Source organism: Neobacillus sp. plas4 (assembly GCF_057221695.1).
Genome location: NZ_CM170152.1, coordinates 79,019 through 100,816, shown reverse-complemented (window position 1 = coordinate 100,816; position 21,798 = coordinate 79,019). Strand labels below are relative to the sequence as shown.

The 21,798-nt window shown below is 38.7% G+C and carries 24 protein-coding genes; 1 reads left to right on the top strand and 23 read right to left on the bottom strand.

Going from position 1 to position 21,798, the window contains the following annotated elements; translation table 11 throughout:
- Nucleotides 1-73 precede the first annotated feature (73 nt).
- The 17 genes from fin to metG form a co-directional block, all read right to left on the bottom strand.
- Nucleotides 74-304: an anti-sigma-F factor Fin gene (fin, locus tag AC2TFD_RS00470; RefSeq protein ID WP_335515763.1), complete on the bottom strand. Its 231-nt coding sequence runs from the start codon at nucleotides 302-304 to the stop codon at nucleotides 74-76.
- 163 nt (nucleotides 305-467) lie between these two features.
- Complete coding sequence (gene pth / locus AC2TFD_RS00465) at nucleotides 468-1,028, bottom strand: aminoacyl-tRNA hydrolase (RefSeq protein ID WP_335515805.1); 561 nt, start codon at nucleotides 1,026-1,028, stop codon at nucleotides 468-470.
- A gap of 133 nt (nucleotides 1,029-1,161) precedes the next feature.
- The gene (locus tag AC2TFD_RS00460) at nucleotides 1,162-1,797 is read right to left on the bottom strand and encodes a 50S ribosomal protein L25/general stress protein Ctc (RefSeq protein WP_335515758.1); all 636 of its coding nucleotides are present in this window, start codon (nucleotides 1,795-1,797) and stop codon (nucleotides 1,162-1,164) included.
- A gap of 316 nt (nucleotides 1,798-2,113) precedes the next feature.
- Nucleotides 2,114-3,070, bottom strand: a complete 957-nt coding sequence (locus AC2TFD_RS00455) for a ribose-phosphate diphosphokinase (RefSeq protein ID WP_335515755.1) — start codon at nucleotides 3,068-3,070, stop codon at nucleotides 2,114-2,116.
- A gap of 151 nt (nucleotides 3,071-3,221) precedes the next feature.
- Nucleotides 3,222-4,595, bottom strand: a complete 1,374-nt coding sequence (gene glmU, locus AC2TFD_RS00450) for a bifunctional UDP-N-acetylglucosamine diphosphorylase/glucosamine-1-phosphate N-acetyltransferase GlmU (protein WP_484674786.1) — start codon at nucleotides 4,593-4,595, stop codon at nucleotides 3,222-3,224.
- A gap of 383 nt (nucleotides 4,596-4,978) precedes the next feature.
- Nucleotides 4,979-5,269 carry a septation regulator SpoVG gene (gene spoVG / locus AC2TFD_RS00445; protein WP_003347151.1) on the bottom strand — a complete coding sequence of 97 codons (291 nt, stop codon included), beginning with the start codon at nucleotides 5,267-5,269 and terminating at the stop codon, nucleotides 4,979-4,981.
- 176 nt (nucleotides 5,270-5,445) lie between these two features.
- A complete protein-coding gene (locus tag AC2TFD_RS00440) occupies nucleotides 5,446-5,820 on the bottom strand; it encodes a RidA family protein (RefSeq protein WP_335511722.1) in 375 nt (124 codons plus the stop codon).
- Nucleotide 5,821: 1 nt separating this feature from the next.
- Entirely contained in the window at nucleotides 5,822-6,652 is an 831-nt protein-coding gene (purR, locus tag AC2TFD_RS00435; RefSeq protein ID WP_335511720.1) for a pur operon repressor, read from the bottom strand.
- Between the two features lie 54 nt (nucleotides 6,653-6,706).
- Nucleotides 6,707-7,576 (bottom strand): 4-(cytidine 5'-diphospho)-2-C-methyl-D-erythritol kinase, encoded by an 870-nt coding sequence (gene ispE, locus AC2TFD_RS00430; RefSeq protein WP_335511717.1) that lies wholly within the window; start codon nucleotides 7,574-7,576, stop codon nucleotides 6,707-6,709.
- Between the two features lie 194 nt (nucleotides 7,577-7,770).
- The gene (locus AC2TFD_RS00425; protein ID WP_335511715.1) at nucleotides 7,771-7,956 is read right to left on the bottom strand and encodes a small, acid-soluble spore protein, alpha/beta type; all 186 of its coding nucleotides are present in this window, start codon (nucleotides 7,954-7,956) and stop codon (nucleotides 7,771-7,773) included.
- A 123-nt stretch (nucleotides 7,957-8,079) separates the two neighbouring features.
- A complete protein-coding gene (gene veg, locus AC2TFD_RS00420) occupies nucleotides 8,080-8,343 on the bottom strand; it encodes a biofilm formation stimulator Veg (protein ID WP_335415523.1) in 264 nt (87 codons plus the stop codon).
- Between the two features lie 255 nt (nucleotides 8,344-8,598).
- Nucleotides 8,599-9,480 (bottom strand): sporulation peptidase YabG, encoded by an 882-nt coding sequence (yabG, locus tag AC2TFD_RS00415; RefSeq protein WP_335511713.1) that lies wholly within the window; start codon nucleotides 9,478-9,480, stop codon nucleotides 8,599-8,601.
- A gap of 775 nt (nucleotides 9,481-10,255) precedes the next feature.
- On the bottom strand, nucleotides 10,256-11,134 hold the full coding sequence (gene rsmA / locus AC2TFD_RS00410) for a 16S rRNA (adenine(1518)-N(6)/adenine(1519)-N(6))-dimethyltransferase RsmA (protein WP_484674785.1): 879 nt from the start codon (nucleotides 11,132-11,134) through the stop codon (nucleotides 10,256-10,258).
- The gene (gene rnmV / locus AC2TFD_RS00405; protein WP_484674784.1) at nucleotides 11,127-11,687 is read right to left on the bottom strand and encodes a ribonuclease M5; all 561 of its coding nucleotides are present in this window, start codon (nucleotides 11,685-11,687) and stop codon (nucleotides 11,127-11,129) included. Before rnmV ends, rsmA begins: the two co-directional genes overlap by 8 nt.
- 375 nt (nucleotides 11,688-12,062) lie before the next feature.
- A complete protein-coding gene (locus tag AC2TFD_RS00400; protein WP_484674783.1) occupies nucleotides 12,063-13,241 on the bottom strand; it encodes a ubiquitin-like domain-containing protein in 1,179 nt (392 codons plus the stop codon).
- 237 nt (nucleotides 13,242-13,478) lie between these two features.
- The gene (locus AC2TFD_RS00395) at nucleotides 13,479-14,246 is read right to left on the bottom strand and encodes a TatD family hydrolase (protein WP_335511705.1); all 768 of its coding nucleotides are present in this window, start codon (nucleotides 14,244-14,246) and stop codon (nucleotides 13,479-13,481) included.
- A gap of 111 nt (nucleotides 14,247-14,357) precedes the next feature.
- Nucleotides 14,358-16,325 carry a methionine--tRNA ligase gene (metG, locus tag AC2TFD_RS00390; protein ID WP_335511703.1) on the bottom strand — a complete coding sequence of 656 codons (1,968 nt, stop codon included), beginning with the start codon at nucleotides 16,323-16,325 and terminating at the stop codon, nucleotides 14,358-14,360.
- A 481-nt stretch (nucleotides 16,326-16,806) separates the two neighbouring features.
- Between metG and abrB the strand changes: the two genes are divergently transcribed.
- Nucleotides 16,807-17,091: a transition state genes transcriptional regulator AbrB gene (gene abrB, locus AC2TFD_RS00385; RefSeq protein ID WP_335511701.1), complete on the top strand. Its 285-nt coding sequence runs from the start codon at nucleotides 16,807-16,809 to the stop codon at nucleotides 17,089-17,091.
- Between the two features lie 47 nt (nucleotides 17,092-17,138).
- Here the strand turns inward: abrB and rsmI are convergent, their stop codons facing one another.
- From rsmI to AC2TFD_RS00355, 6 genes are all read right to left on the bottom strand, one after another.
- The gene (rsmI, locus tag AC2TFD_RS00380) at nucleotides 17,139-18,023 is read right to left on the bottom strand and encodes a 16S rRNA (cytidine(1402)-2'-O)-methyltransferase (RefSeq protein ID WP_335511699.1); all 885 of its coding nucleotides are present in this window, start codon (nucleotides 18,021-18,023) and stop codon (nucleotides 17,139-17,141) included.
- Nucleotides 18,024-18,033: 10 nt separating this feature from the next.
- The gene (locus AC2TFD_RS00375) at nucleotides 18,034-18,774 is read right to left on the bottom strand and encodes a tRNA1(Val) (adenine(37)-N6)-methyltransferase (protein ID WP_484674782.1); all 741 of its coding nucleotides are present in this window, start codon (nucleotides 18,772-18,774) and stop codon (nucleotides 18,034-18,036) included.
- A gap of 249 nt (nucleotides 18,775-19,023) precedes the next feature.
- Nucleotides 19,024-19,395 (bottom strand): DNA replication initiation control protein YabA, encoded by a 372-nt coding sequence (gene yabA / locus AC2TFD_RS00370; protein WP_484674781.1) that lies wholly within the window; start codon nucleotides 19,393-19,395, stop codon nucleotides 19,024-19,026.
- Between the two features lie 12 nt (nucleotides 19,396-19,407).
- Nucleotides 19,408-20,235 carry a PSP1 domain-containing protein gene (locus tag AC2TFD_RS00365; protein ID WP_335511693.1) on the bottom strand — a complete coding sequence of 276 codons (828 nt, stop codon included), beginning with the start codon at nucleotides 20,233-20,235 and terminating at the stop codon, nucleotides 19,408-19,410.
- Nucleotides 20,228-21,235 (bottom strand): DNA polymerase III subunit delta', encoded by a 1,008-nt coding sequence (gene holB, locus AC2TFD_RS00360; RefSeq protein ID WP_335511691.1) that lies wholly within the window; start codon nucleotides 21,233-21,235, stop codon nucleotides 20,228-20,230. The genes AC2TFD_RS00365 and holB overlap by 8 nt, the downstream gene beginning before the upstream one ends.
- A gap of 30 nt (nucleotides 21,236-21,265) precedes the next feature.
- Nucleotides 21,266-21,595, bottom strand: coding sequence for a cyclic-di-AMP receptor (locus tag AC2TFD_RS00355; protein ID WP_132097048.1), 330 nt, complete (start codon nucleotides 21,593-21,595; stop codon nucleotides 21,266-21,268).
- Nucleotides 21,596-21,798 lie beyond the last annotated feature (203 nt).

Below are 21,798 nucleotides of genomic sequence, written 5' to 3'. Positions count from 1 at the left end.
TGAATCTTTTTTCATATTTTAACTAATTTAATAAAAATAGAAAAATGCTTTGGAGTGCGTCCAAAGCGGATGTTTAATGAATGAGGAAATCATATTGATGATAGTCTGGATTTCTTTCTAATGACTCCTGACAATCCTCACAAATGGCAGTAATGTGGATATTCCCAGCCAAATCATACGCGACCATCTCTTGTCTTTCTTGTTCTGTTAATTTATGAAGACCGAGTGCTTCGCTGTGTATCGATGATTGCTCAATGGAACCAAGGTTTGTAGCGCAATGCCGGCAATGATAATGAATGGCCACGCAGTTCCCTCCCTATTCTACTATTGATTATAGTATTTACGATGAAGAGGGAAGTTATTCACTGATATTATTCATATAGCTCTTTTCTTAAATTTTATTGCCAGCCTTTCATAAAAAAGATAATTGGTTTATTTTATGAAAGGAGAGGTTATCCCATGAACGATTACTGATTAAATTCATTCATAACCTGTAGAAAGGGTCTTTCTAACCAGGTTTTACACGCATCTGCACTCTTTAGGACAGCTTCATTCGTTAATGCCATTTCATCCTCATGAAACCGTCCTAATACATAATCAGGAACCTTCATACCGTTTTTAGGTCGATCAATCCCAATCCGTATTCTGTTAAATTCTTGGGTTCCAAGATGTGCAACCGTGGACTTTATTCCATTATGGCCGCCAGCACTTCCCTTTTGACGAAGCCTAATTTTCCCGACAGGTAAATCAAGATCATCATAAATCACCACAAAATCTTCGATATCTATCTGGTAATAATCCATTATTGCTCGAATAGATTCCCCTGAAAGATTCATATATGTAAGTGGTTTAAGTAAAATAACTTTTTGACCATTATGAAAACCCATCCCGAATAATCCTTTAAATTTTGATTGATCTAAGGAAATGGATAACTGGTTGGCAAGCTCTTCGATTACTTCAAAACCAATATTATGTCTTGTTTTTTCATATTGTTTTCCGGGGTTTCCTAAACCAACAATTAACTTCATTCTCTCACTCTCTTTCGGTCCAGTCCACCTGCTGATTAATTTTCGGAGCATTGTAATCTCTCCCACTTAATAATACGTCTTTTCTCTAATTTATGCGACAAAAGACGTAACCTTTTAAGGTTACGTCTGCAAATTATTCGCCAACTGGGGTTGTTTCTCTGCCTTCTTCGTTATCAGGATGACCGCCTTCTTGCTGCTCTCCTGCATTAATTTCCTCTTCTTGTCTAGGAGGGAGAATACTTGCAACTACTTCATCTTCCTCATGGTTAATGGTAAACGAACCTTGATATAGGATGTCGGAGACCTTTAAGGTTTCACCTACCTGTAGATTCGTTACATCCACTTCAATTTGCTGTGGAATCTCAGTTGGAGTGGATGTAATCGATAATTCATGCACAGACTGCTGTAAGACACCGCCGTCCTTCACACCAGCTGCATCGCCCGTTAAGACAAGCCTTACTGTTACCGTTATTTTTGACGATTTATCTACTGCAAGAAAATCCACATGGATAATTTCCCTTTTGATACTATCCTCTTGATAATCACTTAACACCACATCATGCTTACTGCCCTCAACATCAAGAGAAATAACGCCATTTCGGCCCACTTGGCGGATTGTTTTCGTTAAATCTGCTGAACTTACATAAACAGGTTTACTTTCAACACTTCGCCCATAAATAACGGCAGGAATATTTCCATTGTTTCTAATTTTCCTTAACTCTGAATAGCGTAGTTCCTTACGTTCCATTGCTTGTAAAACAGTACTCATATGTTTAGTCACCTTCCTAGTTTTGTACAATAACTGTCTCTATAAAAATTCCCCAAAACAGGAAGGTCTAAACATTGGATGTTAAAAAAGCAGAAGCGCCTTCGGAACAAGCACAGCTTGTTCCTGCGAAGAACATTCTAAGCAGCTTTCCTTAGTGTCCAGCCCCGATAGGCATAAGACGACCCGGCATGAAGGTTGTTCTTTAACCTTCTTGACGGGTTGCTTATGACCCGAGGGGCTAGGCGCTCCTCAGAAAAGCTAACGCTTTTCTTTCGTGCGAAGTATCGCTTACGAAGCTTACTCTTGTGGAGCTAGATTAATCAAATAGTGTACTCACAGATTGTTCTTCATGGACGCGGATGATGGCTTCACCCATCAACGGAGCCACTGAAAGATGGATAATTTTATCTGTCTTTTTCTCTTCTGGAAGAGAGATCGAATTCGTAACGACTAATTCTTTTATGTTTGAATTTTGAATCCTGTCAATCGCCGGTCCTGACAACACTGGATGTGTACAGCATGCATACACTTCTTTTGCGCCATTTTCGACTAATGCATTTGCTGCAAGTGTAATCGTCCCTGCTGTATCAATAATATCATCAATTAGGATTGCAATTTTCCCTTCGATATTACCAACAATATTCATAACCTCTGCCACATTTGGCCGTGGACGACGTTTATCAATAATGGCAATAGGCGCTTTTAAACGTTCTGCTAATTTTCTAGCTCTCGTAACACCACCGTGGTCTGGAGAAACAATAACGAGGTCACCATTAAATTCCCTCTTTTTAAAGTATTCTGCCAGTATCGGTACACCCATTAAATGGTCGGTTGGAATTTCAAAGAAACCTTGAATCTGTGGTGCATGTAAATCTAAGCAGATTACACGAGTCGCTCCTGCTGTTTCAAGCAAGTTTGCCACTAATTTGGCTGTAATCGGTTCACGTGCCCTTGCCTTACGGTCCTGGCGGGCATATCCGTAGTATGGCATTACAATATTGATCGTTTTTGCAGAGGCTCTTTTCAGAGCGTCTATCATGATCAATAATTCCATAATATTTTCATTAACAGGTGCGCTTGTCGATTGAATGACATATACATCACAGCCACGGATACTTTCTTCGATATTAATTTGAATTTCCCCATCACTAAATCTTGTTACAGAACTTTTTCCTAGTTCGACACCAATCACTTTAGCGATTTCCTTTGCTAATGGGAGATTTGAATTTAGACTGAATACCTTTAAGTTTGGATCTAAGTATTGATTCGACATAGTGCCCTCCAATATTTTTACCTAGGAGCTTTTGTTAAACTTTAATTAAGAAAAGTTCCTGTAAACTAAATTTCCAAAGCGCAAAATAAATATTTCCACGTTAAAAGCGGCTTTAAGATTCTAACAACAATCAATTCGAAAACAGCCCAAATTATTTTTTAAGGTTAAGCTTATCGACATAATTTTCTTTGTTTTCCTGGCGTGAACGTGCAATCGACAATGCATTACCCGGAACGTCCTTTGTAATGGTTGATCCAGCAGCTACATACGCTCCTTTTCCAACGGTAACAGGTGCAACTAGGTTAGAATTACAGCCAATAAACACTTCATCCTCAATTTTCGTTAGGAATTTATTTTTACCATCATAATTAACGGTTATAGATCCACAACCAATATTTACATCCTTACCAACCTCAGCATCACCAATATAGCTTAGATGTGAAGCTTTACTTCCCTTTCCAAAAACAGCCTTCTTGATTTCAACAAAGTTTCCAATTTTCACTTCGTCACTTATGGCTGAATCCGGTCTAATATGAGCAAATGGACCAATATTAACGAAAGAGCCAATGCTGCTGTTATAGGCGGCAGATTGACGGATGACACTTTCATCTCCTACTATGCATGTATCAATTTCAGTGTTAGGTCCAATTTGACAGTCTGCACCAATCACTGTTTTACCTTTTAGGATTGTCCCCGGAAGAATAATGGTATCCTGCCCAATGACAACATCAGATTCAATGTACGCATTCTTTGGGTCGGTGATCGTAACTCCAATCCGCATATGCTTTTCATTTATGCGGCTCTGCATTATTCTTTCTGCCTCCGCTAAAGCTACTCTATCATTTACACCTAACGTTTCTTCTAAATCATTTGTTTGGTACGCAGTAACAATTTCTCCTTGATTTTTTAGGATTTCTATGACATCTGGAAGGTAATACTCACCTTGTACATTATCATTTGAAACCTTTTTCAATGCTTCAAACAACGCAGCATTGTCAAAGCAATAAGTTCCAGTGTTAATTTCATTTATATTCCGCTCAGCCTCTGTTGCGTCTTTATGTTCCACTATTTTTTCAACATGACCATTATCATTTCGAATAATGCGGCCATATCCCGTCGGGTCATCAATTCTTGCTGTAAGAATGGTTGCTTTTGCAGATGATTCCTCATGATGTTTAAACAAAGACTCCATCGTTTCAGCCTTTATTAAAGGGGTATCACCACAAACAACAATGGTTATTCCTTCTTTACCCTCGAGCATATTTTGTGCCTGCATTACAGCGTGTGCTGTTCCAAGTTGCTGTTCTTGAAGGGCATAATGACTTACTTCCCCTAATTGAGCTTTTACCAAGTCGGCTCCATGACCAATGACGGTAACCATTTCTTGAATGTTTAATGATTTTACATGGTCGACAACATGTTGAACCATAGGTTTCCCACATACAGGGTGTAATACTTTATAAAGCTTTGACTTCATCCGGGTACCTTGTCCTGCGGCCAAAATCACAGCATAACGATTAGTCATGAACAGTCCTCCAATTTACCTTTTTATCTATGGCTCTTTTCTTAAACTTTAATGCTTTTGGAACAAAATTTCATAATTATGTGTAGGTTTCACATAAAGAGTAAAAAGTTCAATAAAAGAAAAGAGCCTTTAACTACATTCTAAAACGCAAAATTGCTACATATACGTTAAAATAGGCTATAAAAATTTTACAACAATCTTTACGAAAACAGCTTTATCCATTAAAAATATTAACGCAATTAGTCAGTCTTTTCAAGGAATGTAAGAAAAGTGTCCGAATTTGTTATTTTGAAAAAATTTGTTGAGGGAGTATGGAGGAGAATAGAGGCGAAATAAAAAAAGAGCACTACTTATGTAGTAGGCTCTAGGTTGAATAACTCTTTCTAGGAAGCTCCGGCTTCTTCAAATTCTACTTCTAATTCACCTAAGCGATGATACTCAGCCAATACGGCCTCTTGGATTTTACCGCGTGTTCCGGAATTGATTGGATGCGCAATATCACGAAATTCTCCATCTGGAGTACGTTTACTAGGCATTGCGACAAATAAACCATTATTTCCGTCGATAACACGGATGTCATGTACCACAAATTCATTGTCTAATGTAATTGATGCAATCGCTCTCATTCGACCGTCTGTGTTAACGCGGCGTAATCTTACGTCTGTTACTTCCATGTGCTCACACCACCCTTTTCTTGTGTTAAAAAGCTAGTGTTATTAATTCAACAAGTAATCTAGTAAATCCTTCTTTTATTATATTATTTTTAAAATTATTTTGTAAAAAAATGAAGATTTATAAAAGTCTGATATATAAAGCTTATCATTGTAAAAATAATAAAAAAACGCTCGTTTTATTTTACGAGCGCGATTACTTCAATCTCAACTAATGCATCCTTAGGTAATCTGGCTACCTCGACACAAGAACGTGCCGGTTTATTCGTTGAAAAATATTCTCCATATATTTCGTTAATGGCAGCAAAGTCATCCATGCTTTTAATAAATACTGTAGCTTTAACAACAGTTTCAAATGACGCCCCTGCTTCTGAAAGAACCGCACCTAGATTTTTGAAAACCTGATGGGTTTGTTCTTCTATACCGCCCTCTATCATAACGCCCTCTGCTGTTAATGGGATCTGCCCTGAGCTGTAAAAGAGATTGTTTACAATTATACCTTGTGAATAAGGGCCAATTGCTGCAGGTGCTTGGTTCGTTTGTACTACTTTCATGCTATTCCTCCGTTCTGCCTTTGAAATAATTTCCTACTGTAACCTGAATTTTCTTTTCCTTCACATCAACATCCGTTAATTTCACAAGTGATTTGTATTCATCAACCAGCCGTTCTTCAATTTTCTCGGCCTCGACCAATACTGCAATACCAGCTACCGTACCATTAAATTCCTCAAGGAGACTGATCATTCCCATTACAGTGCCGCCAGCTTTCATAAAATCATCGACAATCAAAACCCTCGATCCTACCGGCATGCTCCTTTTTGAAAGCACCATAGTTTGAATTCTTTTTGCTGAACCTGAAACATAGTTAATGCTTACGGTTGGGCCCTCGGTGACTTTACTGTCCCTTCTTACGATAACGACAGGAGTATTTAATTGGCTGGCTACCGCATAAGCAAGAGGAATTCCCTTCGTTGCTACTGTCATAACCACATCAATTTTAGTGTTTACATATGCAGAAGCGATAATTCGGCCTGCTTTTTGGACAATCGAAGGATTACCCAATATATCGGTTAAATACAAATATCCCCCCGGCAAAAGTCTGTCTGGGTGTGCAATTAACGAACATAGCTCATTCACAAACGGTCTTGCTTCTTCATCACTAACGCTTACAAAAAATTTAACTCCACCAGCAGCTCCAGGTACTGTTTGTAACGTTCCGATTCCTCTTTGCTCAAAGGTCTCTTTAACAATTGCTAGGTCTTCACTAATGGAAGATTTCGCAGAAGAGTAACGTTCCGCAAAGAAGGTAAGCGGTACAAGCTGGCGCGGATGGTCAAGTAAATAGCTCGTCATATCTATCAATCGTTCACTGCGGCGAAACTTCATAGTAACCTCCAAAAGACGAATATTCTATTATAAGGATATCACTTTTGTACGTTTTTAATCAAGAGTGTGTCTTTCCCCAAGCATTCTTACAGCAAATACCTGATCACAAAAACCCCTAAGGCCATTATAGATCCGGTGCATTCTAGAATCGTGCTGGACAATTCCAAAGACAGTTGGCCCGCTTCCGCTCATCAGAACGGCATCAGCACCAAAACGCTTCATTTGCTCCTTTATTTGGGCTACCTCCGGATGAAGCTTTAAAGTAACATCTTCTAGAACATTTCCAACATTCTTACATACGCTTTGGTAATCATTGTTTAGAATTGCTTTGACCATTTCATTGATACTCGGGTGCTTCATTCCGTTTAGATCTAGCCTGCGGTACACCTCAGCGGTAGAAACACCAATAAAGGGTTTTGCCAAAATTACCCAGCAAGTTGGCGGAGCAGGAAGGGACGTAATCATTTCCCCTCTTCCCTTTGCTAATGCTGTGCCCCCATACACACAAAATGATACATCCGAACCGATTTCTGAACCAAGATCTGCTAGTTCATCTAATGTTAATCCAAGATCCCACAGTTTATTCAGTCCCCTAAGTGTTGCTGCTGCGTCACTGCTTCCTCCAGCCAGACCAGCTGCAACAGGGATTGTTTTTTCAATCGTTATTTGAACCCCTTTTTTCACCTGGTATCGGTCCTTAAGCAATTGCGCTGCTTGAAAGGCTAAGTTCCGTTGGTCATCAGGAACATATCGGTTATGGGAAAGAATATGTATCTTATCCTGCTCTAATAAAGTCAGTTCAACCCGATCCGCCAAATCTATCGTCGTCATGATCATCTCAACCTCATGAAAACCGTCCGGACGCTTATATAAAACATCCAAGGATAAATTAATTTTGGCTGGTGCTTTTACTAAAAGCTTCACTACGCCCACCTACACTTCTATCGATCATATATTTTTTCCTATTTTACCATAAAACTTCTAATAGGAAAAAAAGTCTATGAATAAATTTAAAGGACAAGGAGATTCCTTCTCCCTGTCCTTTACCGTGGTGCCTGTTTTGTTTAAATATGGAGAAGCAAATGCTGACTAACAAATGTGGCCGTAACCACCTTATATTAAGACTTTCTGTTGTTTTTCATCAGCTGTTCGGAAGCTAGTTCCACGGCTCTTTTCACCATGTTTCCTGCATCCTTGGCCTTAATGCCGCCCCAACCCTCTTTTTGGACGACATCATAAAAGCCAAGTTCTTTTGCAAGTTCTTCTTTAAACTGGGGAGACATGACTCCTCTTCTTCTTGCCATCTAAACAACCCCTTTATTACACTCACGGTATTATTAGTATGTTATTTAGAATTCAATTTTATTTTAGATAAAGCAAAAGGCAGAAAATCAGTTGATTTTCTGCCCTAAAAAATTGCCTATATTTTAGCTTAAAGCTACATTTCCTGCTGCATCTTCATAGAAGGTAATTTGAACTGTCTCAGTCAGTACATCAGCGTAACTGTATGAAACGCGTTCAAATGCGTTCTCTTCTTGATCTAACTCGATTACAAAAACCGAAGGGTACGTTTCGGCTAATACACCGGAGCGTTCGATTGTTTTTCTACGTCCTCCGTTTGCCTTAAGTAACAATCTTTTCCCTAAATTTGAATCAAGAGCCTTTTTGATATCGGCTAAAGTTTTTGGCATTCGGTCCACCTCACTGTGTAAAGTATATCACACTGACATGTTTTCTGTCAAATAAAACATAAAATTATATCAGTCCGACAAAAAGATTGTCAATATCTTTTCTTCTACTTTTTCTCCCAATTTTCAACAATCCTAGGTTTACCTTAAAGAGGAAGGATTATGTGCCTTTTACAAAAAAAATAAGCCTCTTGAAAAGTTAAGCTAGAAAGTATGAAAAATTATCTAGCTCAGGTGACTGCTGCTTTTCGATTTGGCTTATTCTTCCTCCTGGACGGGATTATAAGGCATTCCTGTTCGTAAGACTCCTTTTGTCTCAATACCTCCAAGCCCTTTTTCCCCTGTTAATGTATTACGCAAAACATCCCAGACATTGATACTTTCCATAAACGGCGTAAAGCTGATTTTGGCAACAATATAAACGGGATCCAGAGCGTGAATATTTATTCGTGAGGGGGAACTAGCAAAATTTGCACCTGCATGTATTAAAGATTCAAAGTGGGACTGACACGCACCCGCAAAAATAACGAGTTGATCTAAATGAGGGATTTTCCTTCGGGCTTCTTTGACCGTTTGAACAAAGTGCTTTGAGTGGCGATATGCATTAATATCAGTCATCTTCCCCTTCGCCTTCGAATAGGCATCATGACCAGTAATAACTATTATATCCGGACGGTATTGATCAATTAACCCGCCAATTTTATTTGGCATTTCCTTTTCGTTACAGTGTATACCGTAGACAGGAATCCCAATTTTCTCGTATAGAGTCATACATTTCTGTAAGTAATCTGGGTCTCCATCTAAGTGAAGAACCTTCCCTGGAATTTGAAAATAATTGGCTGGCTGTACATAGCCTCCCGTCGCTTCGTAATCCTGCCTTTGTTTTAATAATTCTACGTCTTGTGCAAATAACCGAAAGGATTGTTCTTCAAGGTTTTTATATTCCTGTATGATTTTAGACCTTACATTTTTGTTAATAACCACTAAATCCTCGTAAGGTGCATCTGCCACTAAGCGAATATCTTCACCGTATAGGACCACAAATCTCTGACCGTTTAGTCTTTGAATATCAATGACTCTGAAAAGGATATCACAGTTATAAGAACGTCTGCCGACAATATCCATTATTTTTATTTCCACTGTCGTCACTCCAATTAGACCAGCATATAGGCCTTCCAAATAAAGTTTTTCTTAGATAGGCTATGCAACTACACATATTTTTGTGAATGACAGAGTTTCATTCACAAAAAGTGGCTCTTTTCGTAAACTTTGTTGCTTTTATACTAAATAGTTTACAAGAGATTACCTTAGACATAGTTTGGTGAGTGTAAAGGTAACTGTGTCCGAATGAAGGGGCATGCCGTGCGGTTTGTCCTCAAGGCCCTCGATTGGAGACAAATCTTATCGGCCAATGCACATGATTTGTCCTCAAGACCTTCGATTGGAGACAAATCCTTTCGGTCACTACATATGATTTGTCCTCAAGACCCTCGATTGGAGATAAATCCTTTCGGTCACTACATATGATTTGTCCTCAAGACCCTTGATTGGGGACAAATCTTTCCGGCCACTGCACATGATTTGTCCTCAAGACCCTTGATTGGAGACAAATCTTTCTAGCCACTGCATATGATTTGTCCTCAAGACCCTCGATTGGAGACAAATCTTTTCGGCCACTGCACATGATTTGTCCTCAAGACCCTCGATTGGGGACAAATCTTTCCGGTCACTGCACATGATTTGTCCTCAAGACCCTCGATTGGAGACGAATCTTTTCGGCCACTACACATGATTTGTCCTCAAGACCCTTGATTGGAGACAAATCTTTTCGGTACTCACATGATTTGTCCTCAAGACCCCCGATTGGAGACTTTTCGGCCACTCACAAAATCAAAAAAAATAGACCATAAATGGTCTATTGAAAATAGTTTAGTAATTCGTCGCTCAGACGGCCAAATTCTTCAACAGAAAGGGTCTCCCCTCTTCGGGTCGGCTCGATTTCGGCTGCTTTTAGTGCGTTAAGAATGTCCTCTTTCTTTTGTTTCCCGTCCGGCAGCTGGCTTGTTAAATTGTTCAGCAATGTTTTTCTTCTTTGGGAAAAACTTGCTCGTGTTACTTGGAAAAAGAATTTTTCATCCTTTACGATTACCGCTGGTTCGTCCCTTCTGGTTAAGCGGATCACTGCAGAATCTACATTCGGCTGGGGAACGAAGACTGTTTTTGGAACAATCATCACTGTCTCTGCCCTTGTGTAGTACTGTACAGCGATAGAAAGAGAGCCATACTCTTTTGTGCCAGGCTTCGCTGAAATGCGATCAGCAACCTCTTTTTGCAGCATACACACGATACCACGAATTGGGATATGTTCCTCTAACAGTTTCATAATAATCGGAGTCGTCACGTAATAAGGAAGATTAGCAACCACCATAATATCATTGAAATTTGTAAATTCTGTATCGATGACTTCCTGAACATCTGCCTCAAGAATGTCCTTATGAATAATCTTTACATTTTCATAAGGAGAAAGTGTATCAGACAAAATGGGTAATAATCTTTGATCAATCTCAAAAGCTACAACCTTTTTACTCCGGCGGGCAAGCTGTTCCGTAAGGGCTCCAATTCCAGGACCAATTTCAATTGCCCCTGAGGATTCACCTAGTTCAGCAAAATCCACTATTCTATGTAAGATATTGGTATCAATTAAAAAGTTTTGACCCAGGCTTTTCTTAAAAGAAAAACCGTATTTTTCTAATATTGCCCGCGTTCTTATTGGGGTAGCAATGTCTTTATTCATGTTTTTCCTCCTGTATAACAACTGCAAGTGCTTCTGCAAATTCCTGCCTGCTGATTTGGAACATCATTAATCGTTTATGAAGTTGTTTTCCATTGGTATAGCCGATTTTCAAAATTTTTCCCAACATGATTCTTCGATCCTTTGAACCTGCTCCTCCAATGAGGCCTGCTGTTATTAAATCCTCTTGCGTTATTTCTTCTTGGATAGCCTCTGACATGGTTTGTGCGTCCCTTAGCGCGCTCCTAATCGCCTCTATATGTGCATGTTCTACTCCTAAGCCTTTTCCATTTTTAGCAATGGCAGCTTCTTTTGGCAGGAACGCGTGTTTACAGCCTGGGACGTTTTCTGTAATCGTTTTTCTAATTTTCTCACCAGGATAGTCGGGGTCTGTAAAGATAATCACCCCTCTTGTTTTTTGTGCCCTTTTTATTCTTTCAATTGTTTCTTGATTAATTGCGGAACCATTGGTTTCGATGGTATCCGCATCAACGGCACGTTTAATGGCGGTAGTATCATCTTTTCCTTCTACTACAATAAATTCTTTTATTCTCATCAGGTCCTCCGAAGAATCTTTATAGAGGCTCTTTTCTTAAACTTTGTTCCTTTTTGGAATAAAATTTTATTATTACGCTAGTTTCCACAGAAAATAGAATAAATTTAAAAGAAAAGAGCCTGCAAACTAAATTCCAAAGCACAAAATAACTATTTCCACGTTAAAATCGGCTTTAAGATTTTAACAACAATATTACGAAAACAGCCATTATTAAAAATTGAAAAATAAATGAAACATTTTTGTAATGTCCATCGTCTATATTAACAAATGCTTTCATATCATTTAGTAAATAACCTAGTGATTTCCATGTAAGTATAATGAAAATTAAAGAAAAAGCAAAATGCAGAGGCTTTGCGATTCCTCTGCACTGGTAACTTATTCAAGAATTTTAATTTTGACCTTTCTAACTCCCCAGCGGAATGCCTCCGCTTTGGTTGGAAAGAAAACATCTATTTTGTGTCCTTTAATTGCTCCGCCTGTATCAGAAGCTACAGCATAGCCATAGCCTTCCACATAAACTTTCGTCCCCAGTGGAATCACACGCGGATCAACAGCAATGACCTTAGCTGTTGGGTTGGCACGTAAATCAAATCCTGTTGCTGTTCTCCCTGAACAGCCGTTACAATATGCTGTATAGGCAGTAGTATTAACATAAAACTCTGTTCCAGTTTCTGCTCCACGGGATACTTGAATTTGTAGTTCCTTTGTTCCGACAGCCACAACTTTATCGAGTTTCGTTCTAAGACTCTGCTCACCCATTAATTTTCTTGAAACTTCATTACCGTTTTCCAGGATGACTTCATATTCTTTTGAAACAAGCCCCTGTCTGCCTTCACTAACAGTAATTTGTTTTCCTTTTTCTAAGCTCTCATCTTTCTTGGTGATGACGGCAAATTGAACTGGTTCTTCCACTACATCGGTGACCTTTTCTACGCGTATGACGTTAATTACGTCATCCCTTTTCACTGTCTCTGATAATGACGGTTCAACTCGGTCAAATTCATTAAGTATAATTCCCTGTTGTGTTAAAAAGTCAGCGACCGTAGCCGAAGTGGACCATACTTGCTGCTCATTCCCGCCGTCTACTAGTGTAAGATGAAGAGCGAATTTGATGCTAATTCCCATCTTGTTTTTTACTATTTCCTGCGGTCCTGGTGTAATTTCGTCCTGTTCGTTCAATACAATACTTTGCTCTTTTAAGAGCTCAGCAACCGTGCCTGCTGTTGTCCATATCGTTTTTTTCTCGTTGTCTTGGACAATTTGAACCTGTTTTGCTTGCTTCCAGACAATGTTCTGATTGTCTTTCACCTTAGCATTGGCTGAAGGTGACAAGTAGTCTTTTGAGGTTATGGGTATATCTAGCTCAGCGAATAAATCCTTTACCGTATCGGCATGTGTTTTTATTACTTTTTGCTGTCCGTTTAGTGTCAATTCCAGCGTTTTCTTTGATCCTTCATAATATGAAAAACCCAGAGTTGCTGCTAAAACTACAAAACTAGCAAAAATGATCGCCAACCTTTTCATACCCAAAGACTTGGAAAACAGGTTTTTCATGTTTTTGAATACGATGAAAAACGCCTCCTTCTCTTTGGAGAGATTATTGAGAAACATGCTGTCGGCTGTCAACCCTTGCATATGTGTGAACGTATTTCTAATTATGCATATAGTTGGGAAATTTGCAAAGGAAAACTTATCGACACGGTTATCCTATGAGGAAAAGGAGGCATGTAGAACTTTAAGTTATAGTTAAAAATTAGGACAAGCTTCTATAAACTTCGACATGCTTGTCTATCAATTTATGTCGAATAATTTTTTTGCATTTGCAGTTGTGACGTTTGCAACTTCCTCGAAGGAAATGCCCTTTATTTCAGCAATTTGTTCCGCGACAAGCTTTACATATCCGGGTTCATTGCGTTTTCCACGATAAGGATGAGGTGCTAAATAGGGGCAATCCGTTTCAATTAGTAATTTTTCTAACGGAACGACATCTGCCACTTCTTTGGGTTTTTTGGCATTTTTAAAAGTAACTGGACCTCCAAGGGAGATATAAAAATTCATTTTTAGACATTCTACTGCAACCTCAGGGCTGCCGCTAAAACAGTGCATAATCCCCCCTACTTCATCTGCTCCCTCTTCCTTTAGTATCTCTACAATATCTGCTGTTGCTTCTCGATTATGTATAACGATAGGGAGTTTTACCTTTTTCGCTAATTGGATTTGTTTACGAAACACCTCTTTTTGAATTTCTTTAGGGGACTTATCCCAATGATAATCTAATCCCATTTCCCCGATTGCTACTACTTTTGGGTGTGCAGCTAATTCCTCTATCCAAAGCAAATCTTCATCTGTCATGTCAATGGCATCCACAGGATGCCAGCCTACACAAGCATAGATAAAGTCATATTTTTCAGTAAGCTCCATTGCCTTTTGGATGGTAGGTCTGTCAAACCCGACACAAACCATATGAGATACTCCTGCTTCTTGTGCCCGGAATATAACTTCCTCTAAATCTTCCTCATACTGTTCCGCATTTAAATGTACATGTGTATCAAATAACATATAATTAACCCCTTTTGACGAATATTATCACTACATTTATGTCGAATATATAAAGAAAAAATGGAAATGCCACGAAATTTGTTTCACGTGGAACATTTCCATTTCAAAATTCTACTTTACTTTCGAACCATTAGGCAGTGTTTGATCGACTGTGGCTATCGATAAGGCACCATCTTTTGAACCTGCCAGAATCATTCCCTGTGAAAGTTCTCCGCGTAACTTCACTGGCTTTAGATTTGTAATACAGATGACCTTTCTTCCGACTAATTCTTCAGGCTTATAATACTGGGCAATCCCTGAAACAACCTGGCGTTTTTCATAGCCTAAATCCAACTGAAGTTTTAGCAGCTTATCTGCCTTTTTAACTGGTTCAGCTTGAATTACTTCTGCCACACGTAAATCAATTTTCATGAAATCATCGATTCCAATTTCTTCAGCCTCTTCTGGCTTTTCCTCTTGCTTTACTTCTTGTTTTGCTTCTTCAACCGGAGTGGTAGCTCCCATTTTCGAACGAATAAATTCAACCTCATCCGCAATTTCAAGCCGCGGAAACAGCGGATTTCCTTTTGAAACCTTTGTTTTAGCAGGAATCGCTCCAAAGCTGTCTAAACTTTCCCATGTCTTAAGTTCTTCATTATTTATTCCCAGTTGAGCAAAAATGCTATTCGGTGTCACCGTTAAGAAAGGCTGGAGCAGGATAGCGGTTCTCCTTAATGATTCAGCTAGATGAACCATGACACTAGCTAACTCCTCTTTCCGTTCTTCTGATTTTGCCAGTGTCCACGGCTGCGTTTCATCTATATACTTATTCGTCCGGCTCACTAATTGCCAAATAGATGTTAGCGCAACAGAAAACTCCATTTTCTCCATTGCTTCCTCATATTTAGAAACAGTTTCACTGTTCACCTGAAGCAATGCTTCATCATATTCTCCCGTGGAACCAGAATAGGCTGGAATGACACCATCAAAATATTTCTCGATCATCGCTACTGTTCGGTTTAACAGATTACCCAGATCATTCGCTAAATCGAAATTAATTCTTTCAACAAATCCTTCCGGAGTAAATACTCCATCGGCACCGAATGGCACTTCCCTTAATAAATAGTAGCGAAGAGCATCGAGTCCATAACGATCGATTAATGTAACTGGATCTACAACGTTTCCTTTAGATTTGGACATTTTGCCGTCCTTCATTAACAGCCAGCCATGTGCAAATACCTTTTTTGGAAGTGGCAGCTCAAGAGCCATTAACATGATTGGCCAATAAATTGTGTGGAAACGGACAATTTCCTTTCCTACTAGATGAACGTCTGCTGGCCAGTAGTTTAAGTATTTGCTATCATTTTCAGTTCCATAACCAAGTGCTGTAATATAGTTTGACAATGCATCGATCCAAACATAAATTACATGCTTTGGATCCCCTGGTACTTTTACTCCCCAATCAAAGGTAGTTCTCGACACAGCTAAATCCTCTAAGCCTGGTTTAATAAAATTATTTATCATTTCATTTTTCCGGGATTCCGGCTGGATAAACTCAGGGTTTTCTTCATAGTATTGCAATAGTCGATCTGCATATTTGCTCATTTTGAAGAAGTAGGACTCTTCTTTAACGATTTCCACAGGTCTTCCACAGTCTGGGCAATTGCCATCAACTAATTGGCGGTCGGTATAAAAGGACTCACATGGAGTACAATACCATCCTTCATACTTATCAAGGTAGATATCCCCTTGCTCAAGCAGTCTAGCAAAGATTTTTTCGACAATTTGTTTATGTCGCTCTTCAGTTGTTCGGATAAAGTCATCGTAGGAGATATCTAGCTTTTTCCATAGATCCTTAATCCCGTCCACGATTTCATCAACATACTGCTGTGGAGAAATTCCTTTTTCTTCTGCTTTACGCTGGATCTTTTGTCCGTGCTCATCTGTCCCTGTAAGATACATTACATCGAAACCGCGCATCCTTTTATACCGCGCCATTGCATCTCCAGCCACGGTTGTATAAGCATGACCAATATGTAAATTTCCGCTCGGATAATAAATCGGGGTAGTGAGATAAAACGTTTTTAATTTTTCTTGCATTTGTTACCCTCCTAATTTAGGCAAATCGACTATTCTATTAATTCATTATTGCCTTTTTTCATCCTCTTCTATCATCAAAATATACCCAAAAATCAATAAATGTGCAATAAACTCAACTATTAGCATTAATATATTTTATTTTTTTTACAATTCCCCCCATAAAACGATGGCTATCTGTCGAATTTTTTAACTAGGCACACAGTTGATAATTGTTGGTTTTTGTCGAATTATGACTAATTTTAAACAACTCCATTATAAACGAATAATAATATTTAAATTCTATCCAACTGAATAATCATTCATTATTTGTTGATTTATCAACAATTTTAAAAAATGATAAATTTTCCAATTGGTTTTTACTCTAAACCAATTGACGGAAAATGGAATGGCTGGTATTATTAGTTTATAAAAATTATGTCGAATATTGACGAAAAGATAGAGAAATAAATTAATAGTTTTAACATGAGAGGAGCTAGAAAAAATGAAATCTACAGGTATTGTCCGTAAGGTTGACGAATTAGGTCGTGTGGTTATTCCAATCGAATTAAGAAGAACACTTGGTATTGCTGAAAAGGATGCACTTGAAATCTACGTGGATGACGAGCGTATTATCTTGAAGAAATACAAGCCAAATATGACTTGCCAAGTAACTGGTGAAGTTTCTGATGAAAACTTGGCACTTGCTGGCGGTAAGTTAATCCTTAGCCGTGAAGGTGCAGAACAGTTAGTAAAAGAAATTCAAAACCAATTTGAATTAGTAAAATAGTAATGACAAAGCTTCTCCTCTAAACGGAGAAGCTTTTTATTTTGGACTTATTCAAGATGGATATGGTAGGCGTGATACACCTCGCGCTTATTTATTCCTCTATCCTTGGCTGTTTGTTTGATTGCTTCTTTTGATGGAATGTCCTTTTCATTTATATAGTGATTTACATGCTCTTCAACCGTCATCGCTTCCCACCAGCTTATTTCTTCTTCCTTTAATTTGCTTTCATCCGCACCTTCAATGATCAAACAAAATTCACCGCGAACTTCACCCTGATTCGCCCACTCTACTACTTCTTCTAGACTTCCTCTTATAAATTCCTCAAACTTCTTTGTTAATTCCCTGCAAATCGCTGCCTGTCGATTTCCAAAAATTTCAACCATACTTGATAAAGTTTCTTTCAGCCGATGTGGTGATTCATAAAAAATAAGCGTTCCAGTTTGTTTCTTTAAACCTTCTAATTCTGATTTCTTTTCTTTTTTGCTTCGATTCAAGAAACCATAAAAATAGAAGGGCTGACAGGAAAGCCCTGAGGCAACCAAGGCTGGAAGAGCGGCGTTTGCACCTGGTAACGGAACAACGGCAGCCTTCTCAGCTATTGCAGCCTCAACAAGTTCGTATCCTGGGTCTGAGATAGCTGGCATACCGGCATCACTTACTAAAGCAATTTTCATGCCTTCCTTAATCTTATGGATGAGTTTTCCTCCGCTTGATTCCTTATTATGTTCATGATAGCTGACAACAGGCGTTTGAATTTCAAAGTAATTACATAATTTTTTTGTATTTCTTGTATCTTCGGCTGCAATTAAATCAGCTTCTTTTAGAATCCGTACAGCCCGAAAACTCATATCCTCAAGATTGCCAATTGGAGTTGGAACAAGATAAAGTATTCCTTTTTCCGCCTCATTCTCAAAGCTTTTTTGCTGCCACATCCTAACCACCCTATTCTCCATATAAAATTGTTCTAATATCTTGTGTGTATTCACCCTCTTCATTATAGACAAACAAAGGAGGAAGTATTTTCAAATCGGGACTGCCATCTTTTATTGCCTCAATTAGTAAGGTATTTGCTTCTTTCCCCTGCTTTGGATACACGAACTGAATACGCTTAGGTTCGAGACGATATTTTCTCATAGCAGTTATGATGTCCATTAACCTTCCCGGCCGATGGACGAAGGCTGCCTTTCCGCCCTGCCTCACCAATTGACTTGATGCTTTCACTGCATCATCAAGCGTACATAGTATCTCATGGCGGGCAATAGCCAGGTGTTCATTCGGGTTCATTTCATCTTTTGAAGGTGTAGGAAAATAAGGAGGATTACAAGTAACGACATCAAATTTTCCATGTCCCAGCTGTTTTGGAATTTCCTTAATATCTCCATGAATCATTTGGAGGCGGTCCTGAAGATCGTTGTAGTGAATACTTCTTACCGCCATATCATATAGCCGCTCCTGTATCTCGACCCCTGTAATCTTCCCCTTCGTCCGGGCACTTAAGAATAAAGGAATAACCCCATTCCCACTGCAGAGATCGACGATGTTCCCTTTTTGAATGGGTACATAAGCAAATCGAGCCAGTAACACCGCATCAAGTGAGAAAGCAAAAACAGACGGACTTTGGATAATTCTTAAATTCTCAGCAAGTAAATAATCAAGCCGCTCATCACCCTTTAACATAACCATAACTACACCTCTAACTAATATGTAAGGCTCTTTTATTAAACTTTATTGCCTTCTGGAACAATTTTTAATAATTGTGCTAAGTTTCCTCAGAAAATAGCATTATTTAATAAGAAAAGAGCCTGCAAACTAAATTCTAAAACGCAAAATAGCTATTTCCACGTTAAAATCGGCTTTAGGATTTTAACAACAATCATTATGAAAACAGCCTATGTAAAAAAATGGAGGCTGACCGAAGTCAACCTCTTTAAGTTATTTCTTATTAAGAAAGGAGAGGCAAAATAAGCAATCGCCTTCCTTACGTAAACTTCCAAAATGAAGGTTGCAAATATGGAAACCTTCTTGATATAGACGAGCAAGATTATCATAGCCCTCTCCGACATCTAATGTCTGATCCCCGCCAGTTACACGAGAGGTTGTCCCTTTTTTAACCTTCTCATCTTTCTTTACCTTGTCCGTGGTCACATCTAAACGGCGTCTTAGATGTTCATTTTCAAGCTTTAAATAATGGTTTTCTTCTAGTATTTCGGCTAAATGCTGTTTTAATTCCCCGAGTTGTTGGTAAAGATGGCCAATTTGTGTCTCCATATTACTTACTGATTCAAATATCTCTTTTTTATCCACGTCACACACCTCTTAATCTGTGGATTGTATAGAAAAGGCACCTTCTTTAATGATTTCATCCAATGTATACTCCAGAACTCGATCCTGTTCCTTTAGTTCCACCTGAAGTACCCGCTCTAATAAATTTAATCCAACCACTTTTCCTCGACCTTGAGGAGTTTCAATCATTTCTCCTAAATCAGGCAGTTGTTCCTTTGCCGCTTCATACTCATCATTTTCATATTTTAAACAGCACATAAGTCTGCCGCATAAACCGGATATCTTTGTAGGATTTAAAGAGAGATTTTGGTCCTTCGCCATCTTAATAGACACAGGATCAAAGTCACCTAGAAAAGTGGAGCAGCAAAGCATTCTTCCACAAGGACCAATTCCTCCAAGCATTTTTGCTTCGTCCCGGACACCGATTTGGCGCAATTCAATTCTTGTCCGAAAAATTGACGCTAAATCTTTTACTAACTCACGAAAATCAACTCTTCCGTCAGCAGTAAAATAGAAGATCACTTTATTTCGGTCAAATGTATATTCAACATCAACTAGTTTCATATCTAGTTGATGTCCATTTACTTTTTCATTACAAACATCATATGCTTCCTGGGCAGCTTGTTTATTTTCTTCAACGATCATTCGATCCTTATGATCTGCGATTCTCACTACCTTTTTTAATGGCAGAACAACATCATGCTCCTCAACTTGTTTACGGGGAACGACAGCCTTACCGTATTCCACTCCGCGTACAGTTTCGACAATCACAAAGTCATCCTTTTCAATTGAGAGGTCTCCAGGATCAAAATAATAGATTTTTCCCGCTTTTTTAAAGCGTACTCCTACAACATCATACAAATGAAGATCCCTCCTGCAACTTTAACACAAGCTCTTCCATCATTAGCTGCGGGTTCATATTCGCCGCAAGCTTCCTTTTTGCCTCGAGAATAACCGACATTTGATCCGACAACCGCCGTCCGGATGTTTCAAGAGCATATTGTCTTAACCGGTCACCTTCAGCTTTAAAGACGATTTGCTCCTGTTTATCTAATTGTATATATAATAAATCCTTAAAAATAAGAAGTAAAAGATCTAAACCACGATTAATCTGTTCTTTCTCTTTAAAGTGTAAGAACCAATCCCCTTGAAGAGTTACCATTGCTTCTAAAGGACCTTTTTTCAGCACCTCATATAATTTTACCACTATCTTTTGAGCTTGTGCAAACCAATCATCACCATTTAGCTCATAAGCTTCATCAAAGCTATTCGTCAGCTGTGCCAATAATGGCGCTTTCATAGGATTGACGCCGTTTTCGGTCAACTGCTGGATCATCGCCTGTGGAGATAATGGTTTAAATGACAATACTTGGCAGCGTGAAAGAATGGTTGGTAATAGCTGTTGAGGCTGCTCGGTCAAAAGAAAGGCTGTTGTTTGTGAGTTAGGTTCCTCAAGAAACTTAAGCAAACTATTTGCCGCACTCACACTCATCTTGTCGGCATCGCTAATCATATACACCTTTCTTGACGACTCTACACCTTTTTTTGAAAACTCCTCTTGGAGGTCTTGAATTTGTTGTTTTTTTATCGATAACCCATCGGGCTCTACTTTATGGACATCGGGGTGATTACCGCTATTAATTCTTCGACAATTATTACAGGACTCGCAAGGTTTATATCCTTCTAACACCGAATTGCAAAATAGAGCCTTTGTGATTAATAAAGCAATTTCTTTCTTCCCAGTCCCTCTGATTCCCTCAAGTAAATAGGCATGGGCCACACGACCCTTCAACAAACTGTTTTTTAACATTTTTAAGACGGTTGGCTGCAGCTCCTCTAGTTGATCCCATGTTTTTACCAAAGTTCATCACTCACTTACCATTAATATAGATTAAAAATGCATATATTGTTCGATTGGGAGGACGAAAACTGTTGCACCGCCAACCTCAACTTCAACAGGATAAGGGACAAAAGAGTCCGCATTTCCACCCATCGGTGAAACAGGTGCCACTAATTGGTCACGCGATTTACAATTTTCTTTTATAATCTGCAGTGCACGATCAACACGAATATCCTCAGTGCCAATCATAAAGGTGGTATTGCCGGATTTCAAAAAGCCGCCTGTAGTTGCCAGCTTTGTTGCTCTAAAATTATTATCAACCAGTGCTTTTGATAATCTGTTGCTATCCTGATCCTGGACAACAGCGATGATAAGTTTCATCTCTACCAACCCCTTCAAAACAATTTTCAATCTTCTTCTCTATATTATAACAGGTATTTGTCCTTGTTACATTGATATTCGACAGCTTAGTGTTGTGAAAGTTGTCTAAAAAATACATTCTCACAATTGCTACATAACTTTAAAAAGACAACGATTACATAAAACAAGGTATTATAATATAATAAGATATTATTTTACAAAAG

Bases quoted from the DNA above. Each gene is read 5' to 3' on its own strand.
- rsmA (WP_484674785.1), bottom strand. From the start codon at position 11,134: ATGAATAAAGACATTGCTACCCCAATAAGAACGCGGGCAATATTAGAA.
- rsmI (WP_335511699.1), bottom strand. From the start codon at position 18,023: ATGTGGCAGCAAAAAAGCTTTGAGAATGAGGCGGAAAAAGGAATACTT.
- AC2TFD_RS00355 (WP_132097048.1), bottom strand. From the start codon at position 21,595: ATGAAACTTATCATCGCTGTTGTCCAGGATCAGGATAGCAACAGATTA.
- AC2TFD_RS00460 (WP_335515758.1), bottom strand. From the start codon at position 1,797: ATGAGTACTGTTTTACAAGCAATGGAACGTAAGGAACTACGCTATTCA.
- abrB (WP_335511701.1), top strand. From the start codon at position 16,807: ATGAAATCTACAGGTATTGTCCGTAAGGTTGACGAATTAGGTCGTGTG.
- rnmV (WP_484674784.1), bottom strand. From the start codon at position 11,687: ATGAGAATAAAAGAATTTATTGTAGTAGAAGGAAAAGATGATACTACC.
- pth (WP_335515805.1), bottom strand. From the start codon at position 1,028: ATGAAGTTAATTGTTGGTTTAGGAAACCCCGGAAAACAATATGAAAAA.
- purR (WP_335511720.1), bottom strand. From the start codon at position 6,652: ATGAAGTTTCGCCGCAGTGAACGATTGATAGATATGACGAGCTATTTA.
- glmU (WP_484674786.1), bottom strand. From the start codon at position 4,595: ATGACTAATCGTTATGCTGTGATTTTGGCCGCAGGACAAGGTACCCGG.
- AC2TFD_RS00395 (WP_335511705.1), bottom strand. From the start codon at position 14,246: ATGTTATTTGATACACATGTACATTTAAATGCGGAACAGTATGAGGAA.
- AC2TFD_RS00455 (WP_335515755.1), bottom strand. From the start codon at position 3,070: ATGTCGAATCAATACTTAGATCCAAACTTAAAGGTATTCAGTCTAAAT.
- AC2TFD_RS00400 (WP_484674783.1), bottom strand. From the start codon at position 13,241: ATGAAAAACCTGTTTTCCAAGTCTTTGGGTATGAAAAGGTTGGCGATC.
- spoVG (WP_003347151.1), bottom strand. From the start codon at position 5,269: ATGGAAGTAACAGACGTAAGATTACGCCGCGTTAACACAGACGGTCGA.
- AC2TFD_RS00375 (WP_484674782.1), bottom strand. From the start codon at position 18,774: ATGGTTATGTTAAAGGGTGATGAGCGGCTTGATTATTTACTTGCTGAG.
- metG (WP_335511703.1), bottom strand. From the start codon at position 16,325: ATGCAAGAAAAATTAAAAACGTTTTATCTCACTACCCCGATTTATTAT.
- AC2TFD_RS00425 (WP_335511715.1), bottom strand. From the start codon at position 7,956: ATGGCAAGAAGAAGAGGAGTCATGTCTCCCCAGTTTAAAGAAGAACTT.
- AC2TFD_RS00440 (WP_335511722.1), bottom strand. From the start codon at position 5,820: ATGAAAGTAGTACAAACGAACCAAGCACCTGCAGCAATTGGCCCTTAT.
- veg (WP_335415523.1), bottom strand. From the start codon at position 8,343: ATGCCAAAAACTTTAGCCGATATCAAAAAGGCTCTTGATTCAAATTTA.